Below are 21,467 nucleotides of genomic sequence, written 5' to 3'. Positions count from 1 at the left end.
TTATCCCCGGAAATTGAGGTGTGCGGGCGGGATCGGCCGGGGGCGCCTACCGTCAGACGCATGGCAACTCGATCACGCACAGTAACCACCAGGCCGGGCCCCGGCCGCCGTCACGACCGCCGTCCGCCCTCCGGCACGGGTCACCAGCTGTTCCGCCGCCGTCCCGGCACCGGCGCACGCCCGGCGGCGGTCGCGTACCACCGCCATGCGCGTGCGACCGCGCTCTTCCCCGCCACACCCCGAGTCACCGCCGCCACCCCTCAACCACCACCCCCGCCGGACAAGGCGAGCGGCGAAGAGACCACCGCGGAGGCGGCGGAGGGCCCCGGGGAGGCGGCGGAGGACACCAGGGAGGCGCCGGAGGACACCGGGGTGGCAGACGCCACGACGGGGGGAGAGGGCAGGGCCGGCGGTCCGACAGTGCCGCGCCGCGACCGCCTGCGGCTCGCGCTGAAGGAGCGGTTGCCGCTGTGGCTCCAGCTCCGCTGCGGCATCGAGCCGCGGACCCTGGCCGCGCTGACCGTCGTGCTGCTCGTGGCGGCGGCCTTCGCGGCGTACCACTTCTGGACCGGTCGGCCGCAGACCGTCGCGGCGCCGGCCCCGGAGCCCGCTCGCAGGGCGGCCGCCGAGCCGGCCCCGGCTCCATCGCCCGGTGCGGTGCCCACGGCCGGTGCGGTGCCGACGCCCGGCTCCGGGGGCTCGGTCGTGGTCGATGTGTCGGGCAGGGTCCGCGAGCCGGGGGTGCACCGGCTGCGCTCCGGCTCCAGAGTCACCGACGCGCTGAAGGCGGCCGGAGGGGTCAGGCCAGGCACGGACCTCAGCGGGCTGAACCGGGCCCGCGTCCTGACGGACGGCGAGCAGATCGTGGTGGGAGCGCCTGCGGCCCCGACCCCCGCCGCCCCCGCCGGGGCGGGTGGAGGTACGGGCGGCGCGGCCCCCGCGCCCACCGGACCGATCAGCCTGAACTCCGCCACCGCCGACCAGTTGGACACCCTTCCCGGGGTCGGCCCCGTGCTGGCCCGGCACATCATCGACTACCGCACTCAGCACGGCGGTTTCCGCTCCGTCGACGAACTCCGCGAGGTCAACGGGATCGGCGACCGCCGGTTCGCCGACCTCCGCCCGATGGTCCGCCCATGACGCCCCAGCAGGCCCCGCGCGCCCGTGCCCCGGTGCATGCCGCGGCAGACTCCCCGCGCGGAGCCTCCGCCCCGCGCCAGGAGGGCCCGGCCGACCTGCGCCTCGTACCCCCCGCCCTCGCGGCCTGGCTCGCGGCGGCGCTCGCCCTCGGAGCGTCCGGCCGCGCGGTGGCCCTGGCCTGCGCGGGAGCATTCCTCGCGGCGGCCGCCCTCCTATGGGCCACCCACCACCCCCGACGCGTGGCGCCGGATCCGCCCGACGAGCCGGCGCCCGCCGGGGCCACGACCACCGGCCGCCCGCCTGGGACTGACGCCCGATTACGAGCGACATCCTCGGGCACGACCGGGCAGCTCGCCCGGGCCGTGAGTTCGCCTGTGGGGTCGGCCAGTGGCTCGGGCGTGGCCTTGTGGGCCGGAGCGGGGGCGGCTGCCCGGGGGCCCGTGGCGCGGCGGCGCGGATTGGCGGGGAGCGTGGCCGCGGGGTTGGTCTGCGGGGCCGCGGCGGCTGCCGTCGCCTGGGCGCACGCCGCGGATGTGCGGCGGGGGCCGGTGCCGTCGCTGGCGGGGGCGTATGCCGGGGCCACTGTGGAGCTGACCGTCACGGGCGACCCGCGCCTCACCCGTCCCCGGGTGCGAGGGGCCGCGCTCGCGCCCGTGTCCGTGATGGTGGAGGCCGAGGCCACTCGGGTCGCCGCCGACCACGGCGGCACGACGGCCACGACCCGCGCCCCCGTCCTCCTGATCGCGCACGCCCCGCCCCGGCAGCAGACCGCCTGGCTCGGGCTGCTGCCCACCACGCGGCTGCGCGTGCACGGCCGCCTCGCCCCGCCGGCGCACGGCGGCGACCGCACCGCCGCCGTGGTGCGCGTCGACGGCGGCGCGCCACTGATCGTGGCCGGGCCCACCGCGGCCCAGCGCGTGGCCGGGCGTCTGCGGGCCGGCCTGCGCGCCGCGACCGAAGGGCTGGCCCCGGACGCGCGGGCGCTGCTCCCGGGGCTTGTCGTGGGGGACACCTCGCGGGTGTCGCCAGACCTCGACGAGGCGTTCCGGGCCGCGGACATGACGCATCTGCTGGCGGTCAGCGGAAGCAACCTGTCCGTGATCCTCGTGCTGCTGATCGGCCCGCCCCACCTCGCCGCCCGGGCCGAGCGGCGCGGCCTCGCCGCCAGGCTGGGCATCCCGCTGCGGATGACCGCGCTGCTCGGCGGTGGGCTCACGCTCGCCTTCGTCGTGGTGTGCAGACCCGACCCCAGCGTGCTGCGCGCGGCCGCGTGCGGGCTGATCACTCTGCTGGCCATTGCCACCGGCCGCCGCCGGTCCCTGCTGCCCGCCCTGGCCGCCGCCGTCCTGGTGCTGGTCCTCTACGACCCCTGGCTGGCGCGGAGCTATGGATTTCTCCTCTCCGTACTGGCCACGGGCGCGCTGCTCACCCTCGCGCCGCGCCTCGCCGCCGCCCTGCGGCGGCGCGGGCTGCCGCCACGGCCGGCGGAGATGCTGGCCGCGGCCGTCGCCGCCCACGCGGTCTGCGCGCCGGTCGTCGTGGTGCTGGCCGGGCGGGTGAGCCTGGTGTCGATCCCCTGCAATCTGCTCGCCGAGCTCGCGGTTGCCCCGGCCACGATCCTGGGCTTCGCCGCCCTCGCCGCGGCCCCGCTCGCGTTACCGGCCGCCGAGTGCCTGGCCTGGCTGGCCGGTTGGCCGGCCGGATGGATCGCCTCCGTGGCCCGTACGGGCGCGGGGCTGCCCGGGGCGGAGGCCGCCTGGCCGGGCGGCTGGCGGGGCGGGCTGCTGCTGGCCGCCGTCACCGCGGCCGCCCTGCTCACCGGCCGCCGTCTGCTCAGGCATCGGCTGGTGTGCGCGCTCTGCGCGCTGCTCCTGCTGCTCGCGCTCGTCCGCCCGGCCCCGCTGACCCGCGTCATCACCGGCTGGCCGCCGCCCGGTTGGCGCATGGTGGCCTGCGACGTCGGCCAGGGCGACGCACTGGTCCTGTCCGCCGGTCCCGGCGCGGCCGTCGTCGTGGACACCGGGCCCGAGCCGCGTGCCGTGGACCGCTGTCTGCGGACGCTGGGCGTGGTCCGCATCCCGCTGCTCGTCCTGACCCACTTCCACGCCGACCATGTGGCCGGGCTGAGCGGCGCGTTGCGCGGCCGGGCGGTGGGCGCGATCGAGACGACGCCCCTGCTGGACCCGCCGGACCAGGCCGAGTCCGTGCGCCGCCGGGCCGAGGCGGCGCACATCCCGGTGGTCACCGCCGTGCCGGGGGAGCGCCGCCGGGTCGGCCCGCTGTCCTGGGAGGTGCTGTGGCCGCCGCCCTCAGCGGGGCCACACACGGAGGGGCCAGGGTCGGTCACACCGCCCGCGGAGGGGCCGAACGACGCGAGCGTCACCCTCCTGGTCCGCACGGCGGGCCTGACCTTCCTCCTTCTGGGCGATCTCGAACCGCCCGCGCAGAGCGCCCTGTTGGCGGCTCACCCCGCGCTGCCCGAGGTGGACGTCCTCAAGGTGGCCCACCACGGCTCCGCCTACCAGGACTCACGGCTGCTGCGCCGCCTGAGCCCGCGCCTCGCGCTGATCTCCTGCGGTGCGGACAACCCGTACGGCCACCCGTCCCCCCGGACCATGGCCGCCCTCCGGGCCCAGGGCGCCGCCGTCCTCCGTACCGACTCCGCCGGCCCGATCGCCGTCACCGGCCCGGACCTGCGGGCGGCCGTCAGATGACCCAGCTACTAGATGACCCAGCTTCCGTCCCGCCTGACAGGCCGCCCGTGCAGCGGCACCGGACACGGCACTCGACCCCGTCGGCTCACTCGGCCTCCAGCCACCCGTCGTACTCGGCCGCGAAGGCGTCGAGCGCCGCCGGATCCAGCGCCTCGGCCGGGTCCTCCACGACGACCAGCCACTGCGCGTCCTCCGCGTCGTCCTCGCCGGCCAGGGCGTCCCGGATCAGGTGGGGTTCCTCGGCGATGCCGAAGCGGTCGGCGAGGGCCTCGCCCACCTCTTCCGCCGCGTCGCGGTCGGGCAGCACCAGGACGTGTCGTACGGGGGCAGGTCGTGCGTCGGTCACCGGATCATTGTCGGGCATCCGGGAGACGGGACTGTCGGGGTTGTCGGCGGGTCGTGGGATGCTGGACGGCGATGGCCAGGAAGACGACGACCGACGATCCACTCGCCCCCGTGACCCTCGCCGTGGGCCAGGAGGACCTGCTGCTCGACCGTGCCGTGCAGCAGGTCGTGGCGGCCGCCCGGGCCGCCGATCCGGACACCGATGTGCGCGACCTCGCGCCCGACGCGCTTCAGCCCGGCACGCTCGCGGAGCTGACCAGCCCCTCCCTGTTCGCCGAGCGCAAAGTCGTGGTGGTGCGCAACGCACAGGATCTCTCGGCGGACACGATCAAGGACGTGAAGGGGTATCTGAGCGCCCCTGCCGAGGAGATCACCCTGGTGCTGCTGCACGCCGGCGGCGCCAAGGGCAAGGGGCTGCTCGACGCCGCCCGCAAGGCGGGCGCGCGCGAGGTCGCGTGCCCGAAGATGACCAAGCCGGCCGACCGGCTCGCCTTCGCGCGGACGGAGTTCCGGGCCACCGGGCGCTCCGCGACGCCGGAGGCGTGTCAGGCCCTGGTCGACGCGATCGGCAGCGATCTGCGCGAGCTGGCGAGCGCCTGCGCACAGCTCGCCGCCGATGTGGAGGGCACGATCGACGAGGCGGTCGTCGCCCGCTACTACACGGGCCGCGCCGAGGCGTCCAGCTTCACGGTCGCCGACCGCGCCGTCGAAGGGCGTACGGCCGAGGCCCTGGAGGCGCTGCGCTGGGCGGTGGCCACGGGCGTGGCGCCGGTGTTGATCACCAGCGCCCTCGCCCAGGGCGTGCGCGCCATCGGCAAGCTCGCCTCCGCGCCGCGCGGTGCGCGCCCCGGCGACCTGGCGCGGGAGCTCGGCATGCCGCCGTGGAAGATCGACCGGGTGCGGCAGCAGATGCGCGGCTGGTCGGCGGACGGCGTGGCGGTGGCGCTGCGCGCGGTGGCCGAGGCCGACGCCGGGGTGAAGGGCGGCGGCGACGACCCGGAGTACGCCCTGGAGAAAGCGGTGGTCACCATCGCCCGCGCCGCCCGCGCGGGCCGCTAGGCCCAGAGACGAGGGCCCAGGCCCGCCCGGGGGCGGCGGGCCTGGGCCGTAGGGCCCTCGGAGGGGCTATTTCTGGAGCTTCTCCAGCGTCCCCTTCGCGCTCGCCTTGAGCATCGCGGTGATCTCGGTGTTGGTCTTGACCGGGGTGCCCGACGAGCTCGACGCGTACTGCGACCACGTCGTCTGGTACGTCATCCAGCCGTCGCGCACGCCGAGGATCACATAGGCGCTGGTGTTGCTGCTGCTCTCGTACTCCTGGGCCACCACATACGCCTCGTCGCCGACGCCGCTGACCTTGGACACCTTGTAGTGGGTGGTGGAGGTCTTCTGGTTCTTGTACGACATGTACGTCGCCTTGAACTCGGGCGTCGGGTCGGTCTTCCGGTGCAGATAGGCCGTCGTGTAGAGCCACGCGGAGGAGTAGTCACCGGTGGAGGAGGAGCTGGGCTCGTAGTCGACGTTGCAGGTCATCGAGTCCATGGCCGGGTCCTCCGAGCTGCTGTGCTGCGGGTTGGTCCCGGAGGTGCTGGTCTTCTCCTTGAAGGAGGCGTTCTCGATGGGGGAGAAGTCGCTGGAGGTGCACAGATTGCTCGCGTACTGGTAGCTCCCGAGGTCGGCCTTCTCCTCGGAGCTGCCGAAGCCGCCGGTCGAGAACACCACCCCGGCCCACACCGCCGAGGCCACGACCGCCCCGCCCAGGGCCCACAGCCAGCCCTTGCCGCCACCGCCGCCCGAGCCCGTGGGAGGCGTGGGCATGGGGGGCTGGGCGCCCATCGGGCCGTACCCGGCCCCGTATCCGGCACCGGCCGCGGTCTCGGGCGTGGACCAGCCCCCGGCCCCGGGGGGCCCGGGCGGACCGGGGGGCATCGCGGTGACGGCGGGCATGGCGGGCATCGTCGGCTGCGCGTACGGATACGGCGACGGCTGAGGCGGCTGTGCCTGCTGAGGGCCCTGGCTGTACGGGTTCGGCTGCGCGACCGGCGGCGTGCCGGGCTGAGCCGGCTGGGGCTGCTGGGGCTGCCCATAAGGGTTGGGTGTGTCCCCCGATATCGACATGACGTGAACATACCCGATTAACAGCCAAAAGCCCCACGCTGCCCTGGGGAAAGGGCGAGCGTGGGGCCTTGTTGAAGCAGAGTGCGCCGCACCCGCGTGGCGAACGCAGGCCGCGTGCGGCGCGGTGCCGCAGCTGTTGCTGTCGGCTGCCGGACGGAGCGGGTGAGAGGGACCGCTTGGGTCCGTGCCGGCGGGGTGGGGCGGCCGCCCCGGGGGTGAGCCCGGGAGGAGAGCCCCGGAGGTCAGCCCTGGAGGCCGGCGACCTGGTTGGCCAGGGCCGACTTCTTGTTGGCCGCGTTGTTCTTGTGGATGACGCCCTTGCTGACGGCCTTGTCGAGCTTCCGGGACGCGACGCGGGCGGCGGCGGTGGCCTTCTCGGCGTCACCGGCGGCGACGGCCTCGCGGGTCCGGCGGATCGCGGTCTTCAGTTCGGACTTGACGGACTTGTTGCGCAGGCGCGCCTTCTCGTTCGTCTTGTTCCGCTTGATCTGGGACTTGATGTTCGCCACGTAAAGAGCCTTCGCAGGTTCGTTGGATTTCGCTGTTTCGTTTCGCATCCGGTGTCGCGCGCGAAGAGGGGCACGAGACACAGTCGGCCAGATTACCAGCAGGCTTGTCGGCGTCCCAAACCGCGACCTGGAGCCACCGGACGGGGGGCCGAATCCACGCCGAACCCGGACGCGGTCGCCAGTCATGGGACCATGGACTGACTGACAACACCGAGTCCCGCCTAGACACAGGACCCTGCGTGCCCGCGACCCCTACCAATGTGCCGGAGCCGAGCCGTACCGACCCGGCTCTCATCCGTAACTTCTGCATCATCGCGCACATCGACCACGGCAAGTCGACGCTCGCCGACCGGATGCTCCAGCTGACCGGTGTGGTCGAGCAGCGGCAGATGCGCGCGCAGTACCTCGACCGCATGGACATCGAGCGCGAGCGCGGTATCACGATCAAGTCCCAGGCGGTCCGGCTGCCCTGGGCGCCCACCCAGGATGCGGGCGCCACCCACATCCTCAACATGATCGACACCCCGGGCCACGTGGACTTCACCTACGAGGTCTCGCGCTCCCTCGCGGCCTGCGAGGGCTGCGTCCTGCTGGTCGACGCGGCCCAGGGCATCGAGGCACAGACTCTCGCCAATCTCTATCTGGCGCTGGAGAACGACCTCACGATCATCCCGGTCCTCAACAAGATCGACCTCCCGGCCGCCCAGCCCGAGAAGTACGCCGCCGAGCTGGCGCACATCATCGGCTGCGACCCCTCCGATGTGCTCAAGGTCTCCGCCAAGACCGGCGAGGGGGTGGCCGAGCTGCTGGACGAGGTGGTCCGGCTGGTCCCGGCCCCGGTGGGCGTCAAGGACGCCCCCGCCCGGGCGATGATCTTCGACTCGGTCTATGACGCCTACCGTGGCGTCGTGACCTACGTCAAGGTCGTCGACGGCACCCTGGGCAAGCGCGAGCGCATCAAGATGATGTCCACCGGCGCCGCCCACGAGCTGCTCGAGATCGGCACCAACTCGCCCGAGATGACCCCGGCCGACGGGCTGTCCGTCGGCGAGGTGGGCTATCTGATCACCGGTGTGAAGGACGTCCGCCAGTCCAAGGTCGGCGACACGATCACCCAGTTCAGCAAGGGCGCGACCGAGGCGCTTGGCGGCTACAAGGACCCCAAGCCCATGGTCTTCTCCGGGCTGTATCCGCTGGACGGCTCGGACTACCCGGAGCTGCGCGAGGCCCTGGACAAGCTTCAGCTCAACGACGCCGCACTGGTCTACGAGCCGGAGACCTCGGCGGCCCTCGGCTTCGGCTTCCGGGTCGGCTTCCTCGGCCTGCTCCACCTGGAGGTCATCCGCGAGCGCCTGGAGCGCGAGTTCGGTCTCGACCTGATCGCCACGGCGCCCAATGTGATCTACCGCGTGGACATGGAGGACGGCTCCACGCACACGGTCACCAACCCCAGCGAGTTCCCCGTGGGCAAGATCGACAAGGTGCATGAGCCGGTCGTCCGGTCCACCATCCTGGCCCCGAGCGAGTTCATCGGCGCGATCATGGAGCTCTGCCAGAACCGCCGCGGTGTGATGCTCGGCATGGACTACCTCTCCGAGGACCGGGTCGAGATCCGCTACACCCTTCCGCTCGCGGAGGTGGTCTTCGACTTCTTCGACCAGCTGAAGTCAAAGACCCGCGGCTATGCCTCGCTCGACTACGAGCCCACCGGCGAGCAGACCTCCGACCTGGTCAAGGTCGACATCCTGCTGCACGGAGACAAGGTCGACGCCTTCTCCGCGATCACCCACAAGGACAAGGCGTACGCGTACGGCGTGCGGCTGGTCGCCAAGCTGCGCGAGCTGATCCCGAGGCAGAACTTCGAGGTGCCGATCCAGGCCGCCATCGGCAGCCGCGTCATCGCCCGTGAGACGGTCCGCGCCATCCGCAAGGACGTCCTGGCCAAGTGCTACGGCGGTGACATCTCCCGGAAGCGGAAGCTGCTGGAGAAGCAGAAGGAAGGCAAGAAGCGGATGAAGATGGTCGGCAGCGTGGAGGTCCCGCAGGAGGCCTTCATCGCGGTGCTGTCCTCCGACTCCGAGGGCGAGGCGAAGGCGAAGAAGTAAGAAGACGGGGGTGACAGTGGGCCCGGCGCTCGGCGCGCCGGACCCACTGGCCGCTCCCGTGACTTCTTCCCCACCGCTTCCGCCAGGTCGTTTCCGAAGTTTCAACAAGGTGGCCGAAGCCCCCTTACGCGGTACGGTTCCGGCCCTTACCCTGATCACTGCTCGAAGGTTACTCGCGAGTCAATAAGCACGAGGCAAGCACTGAGGCGGGCTCCGGAGGATGCCGTGACCGACACACAGACTTTGCTCGAGAACCGCCCGCCGTCCCTGGCGACGCACTTCCTCCAGCGCGTCGAGGCGACGCCGGACGCCGAGGCCTACCGCTATCCGGTCCCGCCCGCCTCGGGCGAAGGCCCCGACGACTGGCAGCCGCTGACCTGGCGCGAGACCGCGGACCGGGTCTTCGCCATCGCCGCCGGCCTGATCGACCTCGGCATCCGCCCCGAGGAGCGGGTGGCGCTGGCCTGCTCCACCCGCATCGAGTGGATTCTGACCGACCTCGGCGTGCTGTGCGCGGGCGCGGCGACCACCACGGTCTATCCGAACACCAACGCCGAGGAGACGGCCTTCATCCTCTCCGACTCCGGCAGCCGGGTGCTGATCGCCGAGGACGCGGCGCAGCTCGCCAAGGTGCGGGAGCAGCGCGAGGACCTTCCCGACCTGACCCATGTCGTGGTGATCAAGGCCGAGGACGCGACCCCGGCCGAGGGCGACCCCGAGGGCTGGGTGCTCTCGCTCGCCGAACTGGAGAAGCGCGGCACGGCCTACCTCGACGACCACCCGGACGCGGTGCGGGAGCGGATGGACGCGCTCCGCGCCGATCAGCTGGCCACGCTCATCTACACCTCGGGCACCACCGGGCGCCCCAAGGGCGTACGTCTGGCGCATGACACCTGGTCGTACATGGCCATCGTGATCGGCAATCTCGACGGCATCCTCTTCGCCGACGATGTGCAGTACCTGTGGCTGCCGCTGTCGCATGTGTTCGGCAAGGTGCTGACGGCCGGGCAGGTGTACATCGGACACACCACGGCCGTGGACGGCCGGCAGGACAAGATCATCGAGAACCTGCCGGTGGTCAGGCCCACCTACATGTGCGCCGTGCCGCGGATCTTCGAGAAGGTCTACAACGGCGTGGCGCAGCGGGCCCGCGCGGGCGGCGGCGCCAAGTACAAGATCTTCCAGTGGGCGGCCGAGGTCGCCCGGGAGTACGCCAAGACCTCCCAGGACAACTTCCGCCGCACCGGCACGGCCTCCGTGCCCATGAGCCTCAAGGCCAAGCACGCCGTCGCCGACAAGCTGGTCTACGCCAAGCTGCGCGAGGCGTTCGGCGGGCGGCTGCGGGCCGCGGTGTCCGGCGCGGCCGCGCTCGCTCCCGACATCGGCTACTTCTTCGCCGGCGCCGGTATCAACATCCTGGAGGGCTACGGCCTCACCGAGACCAGCGGCCCGGGCTTCCTGAACCCGGTGGAGTACCGCACCGGCACGGTGGGCAAGGCGTTCGCGGGCCTGGAGGTGCGGGTGGCCGAGGACGGCGAGATCCTGATGCGCGGCCCCTCCATCATGCAGGGCTACCACGGGCTGCCGGAGCTGACCGAGCAGGTGCTGGAGTCCGACGGCTGGTTCCACACCGGCGACATCGGCGAGCTCTCGCCCGACGGCTATCTGACCATCACCGACCGGAAGAAGGACCTGATCAAGACCTCGGGCGGGAAGTATGTCGCGCCGGCCGAGGTCGAGGGCCAGTTCAAGGCGGTGTGCCCGTTCGTCTCCAACATCCTGGTGCACGGCGCGGACCGCAACTACTGCACCGCGCTGATCTCCCTCGACGAGCCGACGATCATGGGCTGGGCGCAGGAGCACGGTATGCAGGGGAAGACATACGCCGAGGTGGTGGCCACGGACGAGGTGCGGGAGCTGATCGAGGGCTATGTGGGGCGGCTCAACGCGGGGCTCCAGCGCTGGCAGACGATCAAGAAGTTCCGGCTGCTGCCGCGCGATCTGGACGTCGAGCACGGTGAGCTGACGCCGAGCCTGAAGCTGAAGCGGCCGGTCGTCGAGCGGGAGTACAAGGAGCTTCTGGAGGACATGTACACCGGCGCGCGGGAGGCCTGAGCACCCGCGGGGCGTGTGAGCGGTCGCGCGGGACGCCCGGGCGTTCCTGCGCGCCGGGCGCCCCGGGCGGGGGGAACCGTGCGGGGCCCGTGGGGCGTACGAGGCGTACGATCCGCACAAGCGTTGCAGCTCCGGCACAGTGTTCACCTGATTTTTCCCCTCATCGCGGCTCACTTGCGTAACTCGGCGCATATGAGGGCGGCATGTCTGTCACCCTGTCGGTGTCGGACTACGGCGCTACGCCGGGACTGCTCAGGAGCCGCACAGTGGGGACGTCTTCTTCTGCCACACCTGCTTCTGTCACACCTGATCCGGCGCCGGGGGCGGTGCCGGGCGCAGTGCCCCGCCCCCGGCCCGGATCCGGGTACGGGCGGGCGCTCGGGGCCGTGCCCGGCACCGCGCCGGCCGCCCGGATCGCCGCCGCGCGCACCAGCCTGCCCGGCAATCCCCTGGCGGCCTCCGCCGCGCGCCGGTTCGCCCGTGCGGCCCTCGCCGACTGGAGCGCGCTCGACTTCCCCGCCGTCGGCCGGATTCCCGACCAGGTCGCGGACGAGGTCGTGCTGCTGGTGAGCGAGCTGGTCACCAATGCCGTGGTGCACGCCGGGACGGCGGTCGAGGTGAGCTGTGCGCTGGATGTGTTAACGGGAGACGGGGAAGAGCCCTCCGTGGTCGTCGAGGTGACCGACCATCACCCCACCCGTTTTCTGCGCGGCGAGGCGCCCGACGCGAACGACGACCCTGGGTGCGCCGGGCACGGGCTGCGGCTGGTCGCCGAACTCGCCGAGTGCTGGGGCACGGCCTATCGCCGGGCAAGCAAGACGGTGTGGTTCCAGCTGCCCGTCACCGCGGTCGAGGCCATCACCTCATCGGGTGATCCGCTTCCCGCCAATTCGGGCGAGGCGCCCAGGGACTCCGCGGCGGATTCCCTCAAGGGCGACTCCCCGGACGGCTCCCTCAAAGACGGCTCCCTCAAAGACAGTTGCGCCGAGGACGACGCGTATGCCGTCGAACTCCTCGCCCCCGCCCCCAGACGCGCCGGCGTCCGCCCTTCCGACGCCGACTGGACCCGGGAGGGCGCGCTGTCCTTCCTCGCGGAGACGTCCGACCTGCTGACCGGGCAGTTCGACGAGGACATGGTGACCTCGCTGGCCGCCCAGCTGCTCGTGCCGCGGTTCGCCGACTGGAGCGCGGTGTGGCTCGACACGGAAGGCGGCCCGCCGCGGCTCGCCCAGGTGTGGCACGCGAGCGAGACCCGGCTCGAAACCCTCCGCCAGCTGCTCGAAAAGGAGCCGCCGGAGCTGCCCGCCACCGCGCGGGGCCGGGCCGTGCCCTGGCCGTGGCCCAGCGACCCCGCCGCGTACGGGCCCGGCGGCGCGGCCCTGGCCTGCCGCCTGATCGCGGGCGGGCGCGCCGTCGGCACACTGCTGCTCGGCCGGGCCGGGCTGATGCGGGTGCCGGGCGAGGTGGCCGGCCTGGTCGAGGACTTCTCCCGCCGGGTCGCGCTGGCGCTCGCGTCCGCCCGCCAGTACACGCGGCAGGCGACCATCAGCCGGGTGCTCCAGCGTGGGCTGCTGCCCTCCCGTATCGCGAAGATCCCGGGCGTGGAGTCCGCGGTGGTGTACGAGCCGACCGGCGGCACATCCGCCGGAGGCGACTTCTACGACATCTTCCCGGCGGGCAACGGCCGCTGGGTCTTCGTGCTGGGCGACGTGTGCGGCAACGGCCCGGAGGCGGCCGTGGTGACCGGGCTCGTACGCCCCTGGCTGCGGCTGCTGGCGCGCGAGGGGTACGGCGTCGGGGAGGTCCTGGAGCGGATCAACCGGATGCTCGGCGAGGAGGCCGTCGAGGTCGCCGTCGAGGGCGCGGCGGAGGCGGTGGCCGCGGGCGTGGGGCTGACCGTGGGCGGCGGCGCGTCGCGGTTCCTGTCGCTGCTGTACGGGGAGCTGGTGCCGCTGGGCGAGGACGGCGACGACGGCATCCGCTGCACGCTCGCCAGCGCGGGGCATCCGCTGCCCCTGGTGCTCCGGCCCGACGGGTCGGTGCGCACCGTCGCCGAGCCGCAGATCCTGCTGGGCGTCGTGGACGACGTCACGTACGAGAGCGAGACCTTCGAGCTGGCGCCCGGGGAGACGCTGGTGTGCGTGACGGACGGGGTCACGGAGCACCGATCGGGCGCCCGGCAGTTCGACGACGGGGACGGGCTGGCGTCGCTGCTCGGGGACTGCGTGGGGCTGGACGCGCAGGACGTGGCGGAGCGGATCCGCGGGGCGGTGCACGCGTTCGCCGTCGAGCCGCCGGACGACGATCTGGCGATGCTGGTCCTGCGGTCGCGGTAGGGCGGCGCCTGGGCGGTCAGGACAGCTCCCCCACCCCTACCCGGTCCCTGTCGGCCGCGCGGGGCCCGGCCTCAGGCCTGGGGCCAAGGGGCGGGGGCGTCGATCTGCTGCTCCGCAGCGTGGCCGCCGCAGGCGTCAAGATCCGCCGGACAGGCCCTGGGCGCCCGGGGTGCTGTGCCGATGGCGGACAATGGGGGGCATGCCTTCCGTACTGCCCGATGGCGAGCCCATGCCCGAGGACGGCGCGCTGCCCGCGAGCGCCCTGTCCGGGGCGGCGGGGCGGCCGCTCGGGTTCTATCTGCATGTGCCCTACTGCGCGACCCGCTGCGGTTACTGCGACTTCAACACATACACCGCCACCGAGCTGCGCGGATCCGGCGGCGTGCTCGCCTCGCGCGACAACTACGCCGACATGGTCGTCGAAGAGGTGCGGCTCGCGCGCAAGGTGCTGGGGGACGACTCCCGGCCGGTCGAGACCGTGTTCGTCGGGGGCGGCACGCCGACCCTGCTGGCGGCCGCCGACCTCGGGCGGATGCTCGGCGCCATCCGGGACGAGTTCGGGCTCGCGGAGGGCGCAGAGGTCACCACCGAGGCCAACCCGGAGTCGGTCGACCCGCGGTATCTGGAGGAGCTGCGGGCGGCCGGGTTCAACCGGGTGTCGTTCGGGATGCAGAGCGCCCGGCAGCATGTGCTGCGGGTGCTGGACCGCACCCACACCCCGGGCCGCCCGGAGGCCTGCGTGGCCGAGGCGCGGGCGGCCGGGTTCGACCATGTGAACCTGGACCTGATCTACGGCACGCCGGGGGAGAGCGACGAGGACTGGCGCGCTTCCCTGGAGGCCGCGCTGGGCGCCGGGCCCGACCATGTGTCGGCGTACGCGCTGATCGTCGAGGAGGGCACCCAGCTCGCCCGGCGGATCCGGCGCGGCGAGGTTCCGATGACCGACGACGATGTGCACGCGGACCGCTACCTGATCGCGGAGGAGACGCTGTCGGCGGCCGGATTCCGCTGGTACGAGGTTTCGAACTGGGCCACGTCAGAGGCCGGCCGGTGCCGCCACAACGAGCTGTACTGGCGTGGCGCGGACTGGTGGGGCGCGGGCCCCGGCGCGCACAGCCATGTGGGCGGTGTGCGGTGGTGGAACGTGAAGCACCCCGGTGCGTACGCGCAGGCGCTGAGCGAGGGCAGGTCCCCCGGGGCGGGCCGCGAGGTGCTGACCGACGAGGAGCGCCGGGTGGAGCGGATCCTGCTGGAGCTGCGGCTCGCGGAGGGCTGCCCGCTGGACCTGCTGGCCCCGGCGGGCGCCGCCGCGGCGGCGAAGGCCATGGCCGACGGGCTGCTGGCGCCGGAGCCGTACGGCGAGGGCCGGGCGGTGCTCACCCTGCGCGGGCGGCTGCTGGCCGACGCGGTGGTGCGCGATCTCGTCGACTGACCGATCGATCAGCCAACCCAGTGCCGCGGCCTACGGCCCGGCCGGACCGCCCACGGTCACATGGTCGATCAGCTCCTCCACCCGCCCCAGCAGCGCCGGCTCCAGATCCCTGTAGGAGCGGACCGAGGACAGGATCCGCTGCCACGCGGCCCCCGTGTTCCCGGGCCAGCCCAGCGCCCGGCAGACGCCCGTCTTCCAGTCCTGGCCGCGCGGCACCGTCGGCCAGGCGGGGATGCCCACCGAGGAGGGCTTCACGGCCTCCCACACGTCGATGTAGGGGTGCCCGACGACCAGGACGTGCTCGCCGGTGACCTCGGCCGCGATACGGGACTCCTTCGTGCCCGGGACCAGATGGTCGACCAGCACACCCAGGCGGGCGTCGGGGCCGGGGGAGAACTCGCGGACGATGGCGGGCAGATCGTCGATCCCCTCCAGATACTCCACGACCACGCCCTCGATGCGCAGATCGTCCCCCCACACCCGCTCGACCAGTTCCGCGTCGTGGCGCCCCTCGACGTAAATGCGCCCCGCGCGGGCGACGCGCGCACGGGCCTGGGGGAGCGCGATGGAGCCGGAGGCCGTGCGGCGCGGGGCCGTGGGGGCGGCGGCGCGCGGGCGCACCAGGGTGACGACACGGCCCTCCAGGAGGAAGCCGCGCGGCTCCATGGGGAAGACCCGATGTTTGCCGAAGCGGTCCTCCAGAGTCACCGTGGCGCCCTCCGCGGTCTTCTCGCAGCGGATCACGGCACCGCAGAACCCGGTGGTGACCTCCTCGACGACCAGATCGGGGTCGGCGGGCACCTCGGGCGCGGGGGCCTGGCGCTTCCAGGGCGGGGTCAGGTCCGGGTCGTACTGTCGCACCCGAGTGACCCTAGCGCCGCAGCGCCGCCGTCAGGAGGACACGCCGAAACGAGCCGCGAGTTCCGCGCGCTGCGCCCGGACGAAACGGGCATCCACGGCGGCGCCATGCCCCGGGACGTACACCGCGTCCTCGCCGCCGAGGGCGAGCAGCCGGTCCAGCGCGGCGGGCCACTGGCCCGGGATCGCGTCGGCACCCGCCTGGGGCGCCCCCGACTCCTCGACCAGATCCCCGCAGAAGACCACCTCGGGCTCGCCCGGGGCCTGCCCGGCGGCGAGCACGGCCAGGTCGTGGGCGGTATGGCCGGGGCCCACGTTCGCCAGCAGGACGGTCCGGCCGCCCAGGTCCAGGGTGAGCTCGCCACACACCGCGTGGTGCGGCCGCACCAGGTGGTCGGCGGCCTCCCCGGCGGCCCCGGGGTCCGCGCCGTGGCGCACCGCGTCGTCACGCAGCACGTCCCCCTCGCGGCGCAGCAGTTCGTCGAGCCCGGCGGCCCCGTACACCTGGCAGCCCGCGAAGGCGGCGGTGCCGAGGACATGGTCGAAGTGGGGGTGGGTGAGGGCGATATGGGTGGGGCGGCGGCCGAAGAGGCGAGTGATCTCGCGGCGCACCCAGGCGCCCTCGGCGAGGTCGGCGCCGGTGTCGACAACCAGGACGCCGGTCCGCCCGGCGATCGCGCCGACCGTCGCGTCCCAGCCGGGCAGGCGGCACCGGACCACGGACGGCGTGAGATGTTCCCAGCGCGCCTCTTCCCAACGGGTGTCCATACGGAGACGCTAGCTCCAGCGGTGGCAAAGCGTCGGCTCTTGCCCCCGCCACGGCACCCCGCCGTACACTGGCTGAGGGTTCTGGCACTCGTGACCATTGAGTGCCAGGGGGAACACCTGATGAGACGGCTGGACTGGAGGTGCGCGGTGCTCAGCGAACGCAGACTCGAGGTACTGCGTGCGATCGTCCAGGACTATGTGGGGACGGAGGAGCCGGTCGGCTCCAAGGCCCTCACGGAGCGGCACCGGCTGGGCGTCTCCCCGGCCACGGTGCGCAACGACATGGCGGCTCTGGAGGACGAGGGCTATATCGCCCAGCCGCATACGAGCGCCGGGCGCATTCCCACGGACAAGGGCTATCGGCTGTTCGTCGACAAGCTGGCAGGAGTGAAGCCCCTGTCCACGCCGGAGCGGCGGGCCATCCAGAACTTCCTGGACGGTGCCGTGGACCTCGACGACGTGGTGGGGCGCACGGTCCGGCTGCTCGCGCAGCTGACCCGGCAGGTCGCGGTGGTGCAGTACCCGTCGCTGACCCGCTCGACGGTCCGCCATGTCGAGCTGCTGTCGATGAGCCCGGCGCGGGTGATGCTGGTTCTGATCACCGACACCGGGCGGGTCGAGCAGCGCATGGTGGACTGCCCGGCGCCCGTGAGCGAGGAGTCGCTCGCGGACCTGCGGGCCCGGCTGAACAGCAGGGTCGTGGGCCGGCGGTTCTCGGATGTGCCGCGGCTGGTGCAGGACCTGCCCGAGTCCTTCGAACAGGAGGACCGGGGGACCGTCTCGACGGTCCTGGCCACGCTGCTGGAGACGCTGGTCGAAGAGACCGAGGAGCGGCTGATGATCGGCGGCACCGCCAATCTCACCCGCTTCGGCCATGATTTCCCCCTGACGATCCGGCCCGTGCTGGAAGCGCTGGAGGAGCAGGTCGTCCTGCTCAAGCTGCTCGGCGAGGCGAAGGACTCGGGTATGACCGTACGGATCGGGCATGAGAATGCTCACGAGGGCCTGAATTCCACTTCGGTCGTGGCGGTCGGCTACGGTTCGGGCGACGAGGCGGTCGCCAAACTCGGCGTGGTCGGACCGACCCGCATGGACTACCCCGGAACGATGGGAGCGGTACGCGCAGTGGCACGTTACGTCGGACAGATCCTGGCGGAGTCGTAAGTGGCGACGGACTACTACGCAGTCCTGGGCGTGCGGCGTGATGCCTCGCAGGACGAGATCAAGAAGGCATTCCGCCGGCTCGCTCGCGAGCTGCACCCGGACGTGAATCCGGATCCCAAGACCCAAGAGCGGTTCAAGGAGATCAACGCCGCCTACGAGGTCTTGTCCGATCCCCAGAAGAAGCAGGTCTACGACCTGGGCGGCGACCCGCTTTCCGCCTCGGGCGGCGCCGGGGGCGGCGCGGGCGGCTTCGGCGCGGGCTTCGGAAACTTCTCCGACATCATGGACGCGTTCTTCGGCACCGCCTCGCAGCGCGGCCCGCGGTCCAGGACCCGGCGCGGCCAGGACGCCATGATCCGCCTCGATGTGGAGCTGAACGAGGCGGCCTTCGGGACCACCAAGGACATCCAGGTCGACACCGCGGTCGTCTGTACGACGTGCAGCGGCGAGGGCGCGGCGCCCGGCACCACGGCGCAGACCTGTGACATGTGCCGCGGCCGCGGCGAGGTGTCCCAGGTGACGCGGTCCTTCCTCGGCCAGGTCATGACCTCCCGGCCGTGCCCGCAGTGCCAGGGCTTCGGCACCGTGGTGCCGACCCCGTGCCCGGAGTGCGCGGGCGACGGGCGGATCCGCTCGCGGCGGACGCTGACGGTGAAGATCCCGGCCGGTGTGGACAACGGCACCCGGATCCAGCTCGCGGGCGAGGGCGAGGTCGGCCCGGGCGGCGGCCCGGCGGGCGATCTGTATGTGGAGATCCACGAGCTGCCGCACCCGGTCTTCCAGCGCCGCGGCGACGATCTGCACTGCACGGTGACCATCCCCATGACGGCGGCGTCCCTGGGCACCAAGGTGCCCCTGGAGACGCTCGACGGCCTGGAGGAGGTCGACATCCGGCCCGGCACCCAGTCCGGCCAGTCGATCCCGCTCCACCAGCGCGGCATCACCCACCTGCGCGGCGGCGGCCGGGGCGACCTGATCGTCCACGTCGAGGTCCAGACCCCGTCCAAGCTCGACCCGGAGCAGGAGGAGCTGCTGCGGCGGCTGGCCAAGCTGCGGGGCGAGGAGCGGCCGCTAGGCGAATTCAAGCCAGGACAGCAGGGGCTGTTCTCGCGCCTTAAGGATGCGTTCAACGGACGGTAGGCGTCCGGCCGGGGGTCCGGGGGGTGGCCCCCGGGGGATGCGGTAAGCCAGGACAGCAGGGGCTGTTCTCGCGCTTGAAGGACGCGTTCAACGGACGGTAAGCGCCCGGAGCCCCTCGGGGACGCGGTCCGTCCAACGGGCCCTGAGCCGAGTACAGATCGGTGCGGAGGACATGACACGATGTTGTCATGTCGTCCGCGCTGACCGATCTCTTTCGGTACCCGATCGTGCAGGCCCCGATGGCGGGCGGGGCCTCCTGCCCGCAGCTGGCCGCCGCCGTTTCCGAGGCCGGCGGCCTCGGGTTCCTCGCCGCCGGTTACAAGACGCCGGAGGCGATGTACGAGGAGATCAAACAGCTGCGGGGGCAGACCGCCCGGCCCTTCGGCGTGAACCTGTTCATGCCGCAGCCCCTCACCGCCGACCCCGCCGCCGTCGCGGTCTACCGCGAGCAGCTCGCCGGGGAGGCGGCCTGGTACGACACCCCGCTGGGCGACCCCGACGCGGGCTCCGACGACGCGTACGACGCCAAGCTGGCCGTTCTGCTCGACGACCCGGTCCCGGTCGTCTCGTTCACCTTCGGCTGCCCCACCCGCGCCGTCCTCGACGCCTTCGGCAGGGCCGGCACGCGGACGGTCGTGACCGTGACCTCGCCCGCCGAGGCGCAGGCCGCGCAGTGGGCGGGCGCGGACGCCGTGTGCGTCCAGGGCGTGGAGGCGGGCGGCCACCAGGGCACACACCGCGACGATCCGCGCGCCGACGGCACGGGCGCCGGGCTCGGGCTGCTGTCGCTGCTCGCGCTCGTCCGGGAGGTCGTACAGATCCCCGTCATCGCGGCGGGCGGGCTGATGCGCGGCTCGCAGATCGCCGGGGTGCTGGCCGCCGGCGCGGTCGCGGCCCAGCTGGGGACCGCGTTCCTGGTCTGCCCCGAGTCGGGGGCCAACGCCCTGCACAAGCGGGCCATGACCGACCCGGTGTTCGGCCGCACCGAGCTGACCCGGGCCTTCTCCGGGCGTCCCGCGCGCGGGCTGGTCAACCGCTTCATGCGCGAGCACGGCCGCTACGCCCCGGCCGCCTACCCCCAGGTGCACCACCTCACCTCGGGGCTGCGGAAGGCGGCGGCGAAGGCCGGCGACCCGCAGGGCATGGCGCTGTGGGCGGGGCAGGGGCACCGGCTGGCCCGGGAGCTGCCCGCCGCGCGGCTGGTGGATGTGCTGACGGTCGAACTGGACGCGGCGCGTGAGGGGTTGGGCATCGCCTTGGACAAGGGGACCGTGTCATGACCGCTCCCGTCTTCGTGGCCGACTCCCTGGCGGGGGCGGCCGTGGGGGCGCGGCTGGCGCTCGAAGGGCCGGAGGGGCGCCACGCCGTGTCGGTGCGCCGGCTGCGCGTCGGCGAGCCGGTGGTGCTGACGGACGGGGCCGGTACGGGAGCCTTCGGCGCCGTGGCGGCCGTCGAGGGCAAGGACCGGCTGGTGGTCGAGGTGGCCGAGGTGCGCCATGAGGCGCCGCCGAGCCCGCGGATCACCGTGGTCCAGGCGCTGCCGAAGGGCGACCGCGGCGAACTGGCCGTGGAGACCATGACGGAGACCGGCGTGGACGCCATCGTGCCCTGGGCGGCGGCGCGTTGTGTCACCCAGTGGAAGGGCGAGCGCGGCCTGAAGGCGCTGGGCAAGTGGCGGTCGACGGCCCGGGAGGCGGGCAAGCAGTCGCGCCGGCTCGTCTTCCCCGAGGTGGCGGACGCGATGACGACCCGCCAGGTTGCCCGTCTTCTGGCCGAATCCGACTTCGCGGCCGTGCTCCATGAGGAGGGCGCCGAGCCGCTCGCGACCGCGCCGCTGCCCGGCGAGGGAAGCGTGGTGCTCGTGGTCGGCCCGGAAGGGGGCGTGTCTCCCGAGGAGTTGGCGGCCTTCGCCGAGGCGGGCGCGCGCCCGTACCGCCTGGGGCCGACCGTGCTGCGCACCTCCACGGCCGGGACGGCGGCGGTCGCGCTGCTGCTGGGCCGTACGGGCCGCTGGAGCTGAGGCCGCCCCGCCGCACCGCCCGCCTCTTCCGCCCCGGCCGCTCGGCGGATCATGTGGCCGAGTGTGCACTTCCGGTTCACCCCGCCCCGGTGGGAACCTTTCTGTATGGGGGCATTGAGGCATCAAAGGAACGGGCTCTTCGCGGTGGTGGCGGTGGCCCTGGCGATCGGCGCCCTGGCGGCGTGCGAGCCCAGGAACGACTCCGGACTCAACTCCATCGGCGTGGCGTTCACCACGGACCGGGTCAGCACGCGCGCGCTCGAGAAGGGCGGCATCGACGTGCGCTGGATGACCTGCAACGCGGATGTGAAGGGCAAGCACACCTCCGGCCCGTCGAGGGACGCGAAGGCATCCGTGGACTGCCGGGGCAGGACCAACGACGACCGCGCGATCCGGGTCACCGGCACCGTCACCTACGAGCGCAAGAACATCTGCGTACGGGGCGACCTGACCGCCAAGGTGGACGGCCACCAGGTCTTCCAGGCGAATGTGATCGGCGACTGCAACGCGCGGAAGACGGGGCATCCCAGGCCGTCCCGGAGCACCACCCACCCGTGGGACAAGCGGACCACGGAGGGCACGGACGGCACGAAGGGCACGGAGACCAGCGGCAAGTAGCGGGAGCCGGTGGTCGGTGACGCACGCTCTCGGCGGGTGGTGTGAGACCACCACGCGGTTCCGGCGCGCGGCCTCCGGGCCTGCCGGT

17 protein-coding genes are annotated in these 21,467 nt (G+C 72.9%); 12 read left to right on the top strand and 5 right to left on the bottom strand.

What is annotated here, in order from left to right; translation table 11 throughout:
* The first annotated feature begins 60 nt into the window (after positions 1 to 60).
* Entirely contained in the window at positions 61 to 1,140 is a 1,080-nt protein-coding gene (locus ACZ4WQ_RS05125) for a ComEA family DNA-binding protein (protein WP_468022071.1), read from the top strand.
* Complete coding sequence (locus ACZ4WQ_RS05120; RefSeq protein ID WP_468022070.1) at positions 1,137 to 3,854, top strand: ComEC/Rec2 family competence protein; 2,718 nt, start codon at positions 1,137 to 1,139, stop codon at positions 3,852 to 3,854. Before ACZ4WQ_RS05125 ends, ACZ4WQ_RS05120 begins: the two co-directional genes overlap by 4 nt.
* Positions 3,855 to 3,939: 85 nt before the next feature.
* Here ACZ4WQ_RS05120 and ACZ4WQ_RS05115 read toward each other — a convergent pair whose 3' ends face one another.
* The gene (locus ACZ4WQ_RS05115) at positions 3,940 to 4,218 is read right to left on the bottom strand and encodes a hypothetical protein (protein WP_311722479.1); all 279 of its coding nucleotides are present in this window, start codon (positions 4,216 to 4,218) and stop codon (positions 3,940 to 3,942) included.
* A 53-nt stretch (positions 4,219 to 4,271) separates the two neighbouring features.
* On the opposite strand from ACZ4WQ_RS05115, the gene holA reads away from it, so the two are divergent.
* Positions 4,272 to 5,258 (top strand): DNA polymerase III subunit delta, encoded by a 987-nt coding sequence (gene holA / locus ACZ4WQ_RS05110; RefSeq protein ID WP_385341926.1) that lies wholly within the window; start codon positions 4,272 to 4,274, stop codon positions 5,256 to 5,258.
* 66 nt (positions 5,259 to 5,324) lie between these two features.
* On the opposite strand, the gene ACZ4WQ_RS05105 is transcribed toward holA, so the two are convergent.
* Entirely contained in the window at positions 5,325 to 6,314 is a 990-nt protein-coding gene (locus ACZ4WQ_RS05105; RefSeq protein ID WP_385341928.1) for a hypothetical protein, read from the bottom strand.
* Positions 6,315 to 6,556: 242 nt separating this feature from the next.
* Entirely contained in the window at positions 6,557 to 6,823 is a 267-nt protein-coding gene (gene rpsT / locus ACZ4WQ_RS05100; RefSeq protein WP_311722483.1) for a 30S ribosomal protein S20, read from the bottom strand.
* 239 nt (positions 6,824 to 7,062) lie between these two features.
* On the opposite strand from rpsT, the gene lepA reads away from it, so the two are divergent.
* The 4 genes from lepA (at position 7,063) to hemW (ending at position 14,811) form a co-directional block, all read left to right on the top strand.
* Positions 7,063 to 8,928: a translation elongation factor 4 gene (lepA, locus tag ACZ4WQ_RS05095; protein WP_311722484.1), complete on the top strand. Its 1,866-nt coding sequence runs from the start codon at positions 7,063 to 7,065 to the stop codon at positions 8,926 to 8,928.
* Positions 8,929 to 9,153: 225 nt separating this feature from the next.
* The gene (locus ACZ4WQ_RS05090; RefSeq protein ID WP_361182655.1) at positions 9,154 to 11,043 is read left to right on the top strand and encodes an AMP-dependent synthetase/ligase; all 1,890 of its coding nucleotides are present in this window, start codon (positions 9,154 to 9,156) and stop codon (positions 11,041 to 11,043) included.
* Between the two features lie 203 nt (positions 11,044 to 11,246).
* A complete protein-coding gene (locus tag ACZ4WQ_RS05085; protein ID WP_398369402.1) occupies positions 11,247 to 13,379 on the top strand; it encodes a SpoIIE family protein phosphatase in 2,133 nt (710 codons plus the stop codon).
* Between the two features lie 199 nt (positions 13,380 to 13,578).
* Positions 13,579 to 14,811 (top strand): radical SAM family heme chaperone HemW, encoded by a 1,233-nt coding sequence (gene hemW / locus ACZ4WQ_RS05080; protein ID WP_311722487.1) that lies wholly within the window; start codon positions 13,579 to 13,581, stop codon positions 14,809 to 14,811.
* Positions 14,812 to 14,841: 30 nt separating this feature from the next.
* On the opposite strand, the gene ACZ4WQ_RS05075 is transcribed toward hemW, so the two are convergent.
* Together ACZ4WQ_RS05075 and ACZ4WQ_RS05070 are read right to left on the bottom strand one after the other, a co-directional pair.
* Positions 14,842 to 15,672, bottom strand: a complete 831-nt coding sequence (locus ACZ4WQ_RS05075) for a DUF3097 domain-containing protein (RefSeq protein ID WP_311722488.1) — start codon at positions 15,670 to 15,672, stop codon at positions 14,842 to 14,844.
* 30 nt (positions 15,673 to 15,702) lie between these two features.
* The gene (locus ACZ4WQ_RS05070; RefSeq protein WP_311722489.1) at positions 15,703 to 16,437 is read right to left on the bottom strand and encodes an MBL fold metallo-hydrolase; all 735 of its coding nucleotides are present in this window, start codon (positions 16,435 to 16,437) and stop codon (positions 15,703 to 15,705) included.
* Positions 16,438 to 16,584: 147 nt separating this feature from the next.
* Between ACZ4WQ_RS05070 and hrcA the strand changes: the two genes are divergently transcribed.
* The 5 genes from hrcA (at position 16,585) to ACZ4WQ_RS05045 (ending at position 21,379) form a co-directional block, all read left to right on the top strand.
* A complete protein-coding gene (gene hrcA, locus ACZ4WQ_RS05065) occupies positions 16,585 to 17,601 on the top strand; it encodes a heat-inducible transcriptional repressor HrcA (protein ID WP_311722921.1) in 1,017 nt (338 codons plus the stop codon).
* Entirely contained in the window at positions 17,602 to 18,741 is a 1,140-nt protein-coding gene (dnaJ, locus tag ACZ4WQ_RS05060) for a molecular chaperone DnaJ (protein WP_311722491.1), read from the top strand.
* A 188-nt stretch (positions 18,742 to 18,929) separates the two neighbouring features.
* Positions 18,930 to 20,021, top strand: coding sequence for a nitronate monooxygenase (locus tag ACZ4WQ_RS05055; RefSeq protein ID WP_385341939.1), 1,092 nt, complete (start codon positions 18,930 to 18,932; stop codon positions 20,019 to 20,021).
* Entirely contained in the window at positions 20,018 to 20,761 is a 744-nt protein-coding gene (locus tag ACZ4WQ_RS05050) for a 16S rRNA (uracil(1498)-N(3))-methyltransferase (protein ID WP_352128502.1), read from the top strand. Before ACZ4WQ_RS05055 ends, ACZ4WQ_RS05050 begins: the two co-directional genes overlap by 4 nt.
* A gap of 105 nt (positions 20,762 to 20,866) precedes the next feature.
* On the top strand, positions 20,867 to 21,379 hold the full coding sequence (locus ACZ4WQ_RS05045) for a hypothetical protein (RefSeq protein ID WP_311722495.1): 513 nt from the start codon (positions 20,867 to 20,869) through the stop codon (positions 21,377 to 21,379).
* The last annotated feature ends 88 nt before the right edge of the window (positions 21,380 to 21,467 follow it).

It is taken from the genome of Streptomyces sp. NPDC028305 (assembly GCF_055569495.1).
This window is presented reverse-complemented; position numbering and strand designations above follow the sequence as displayed.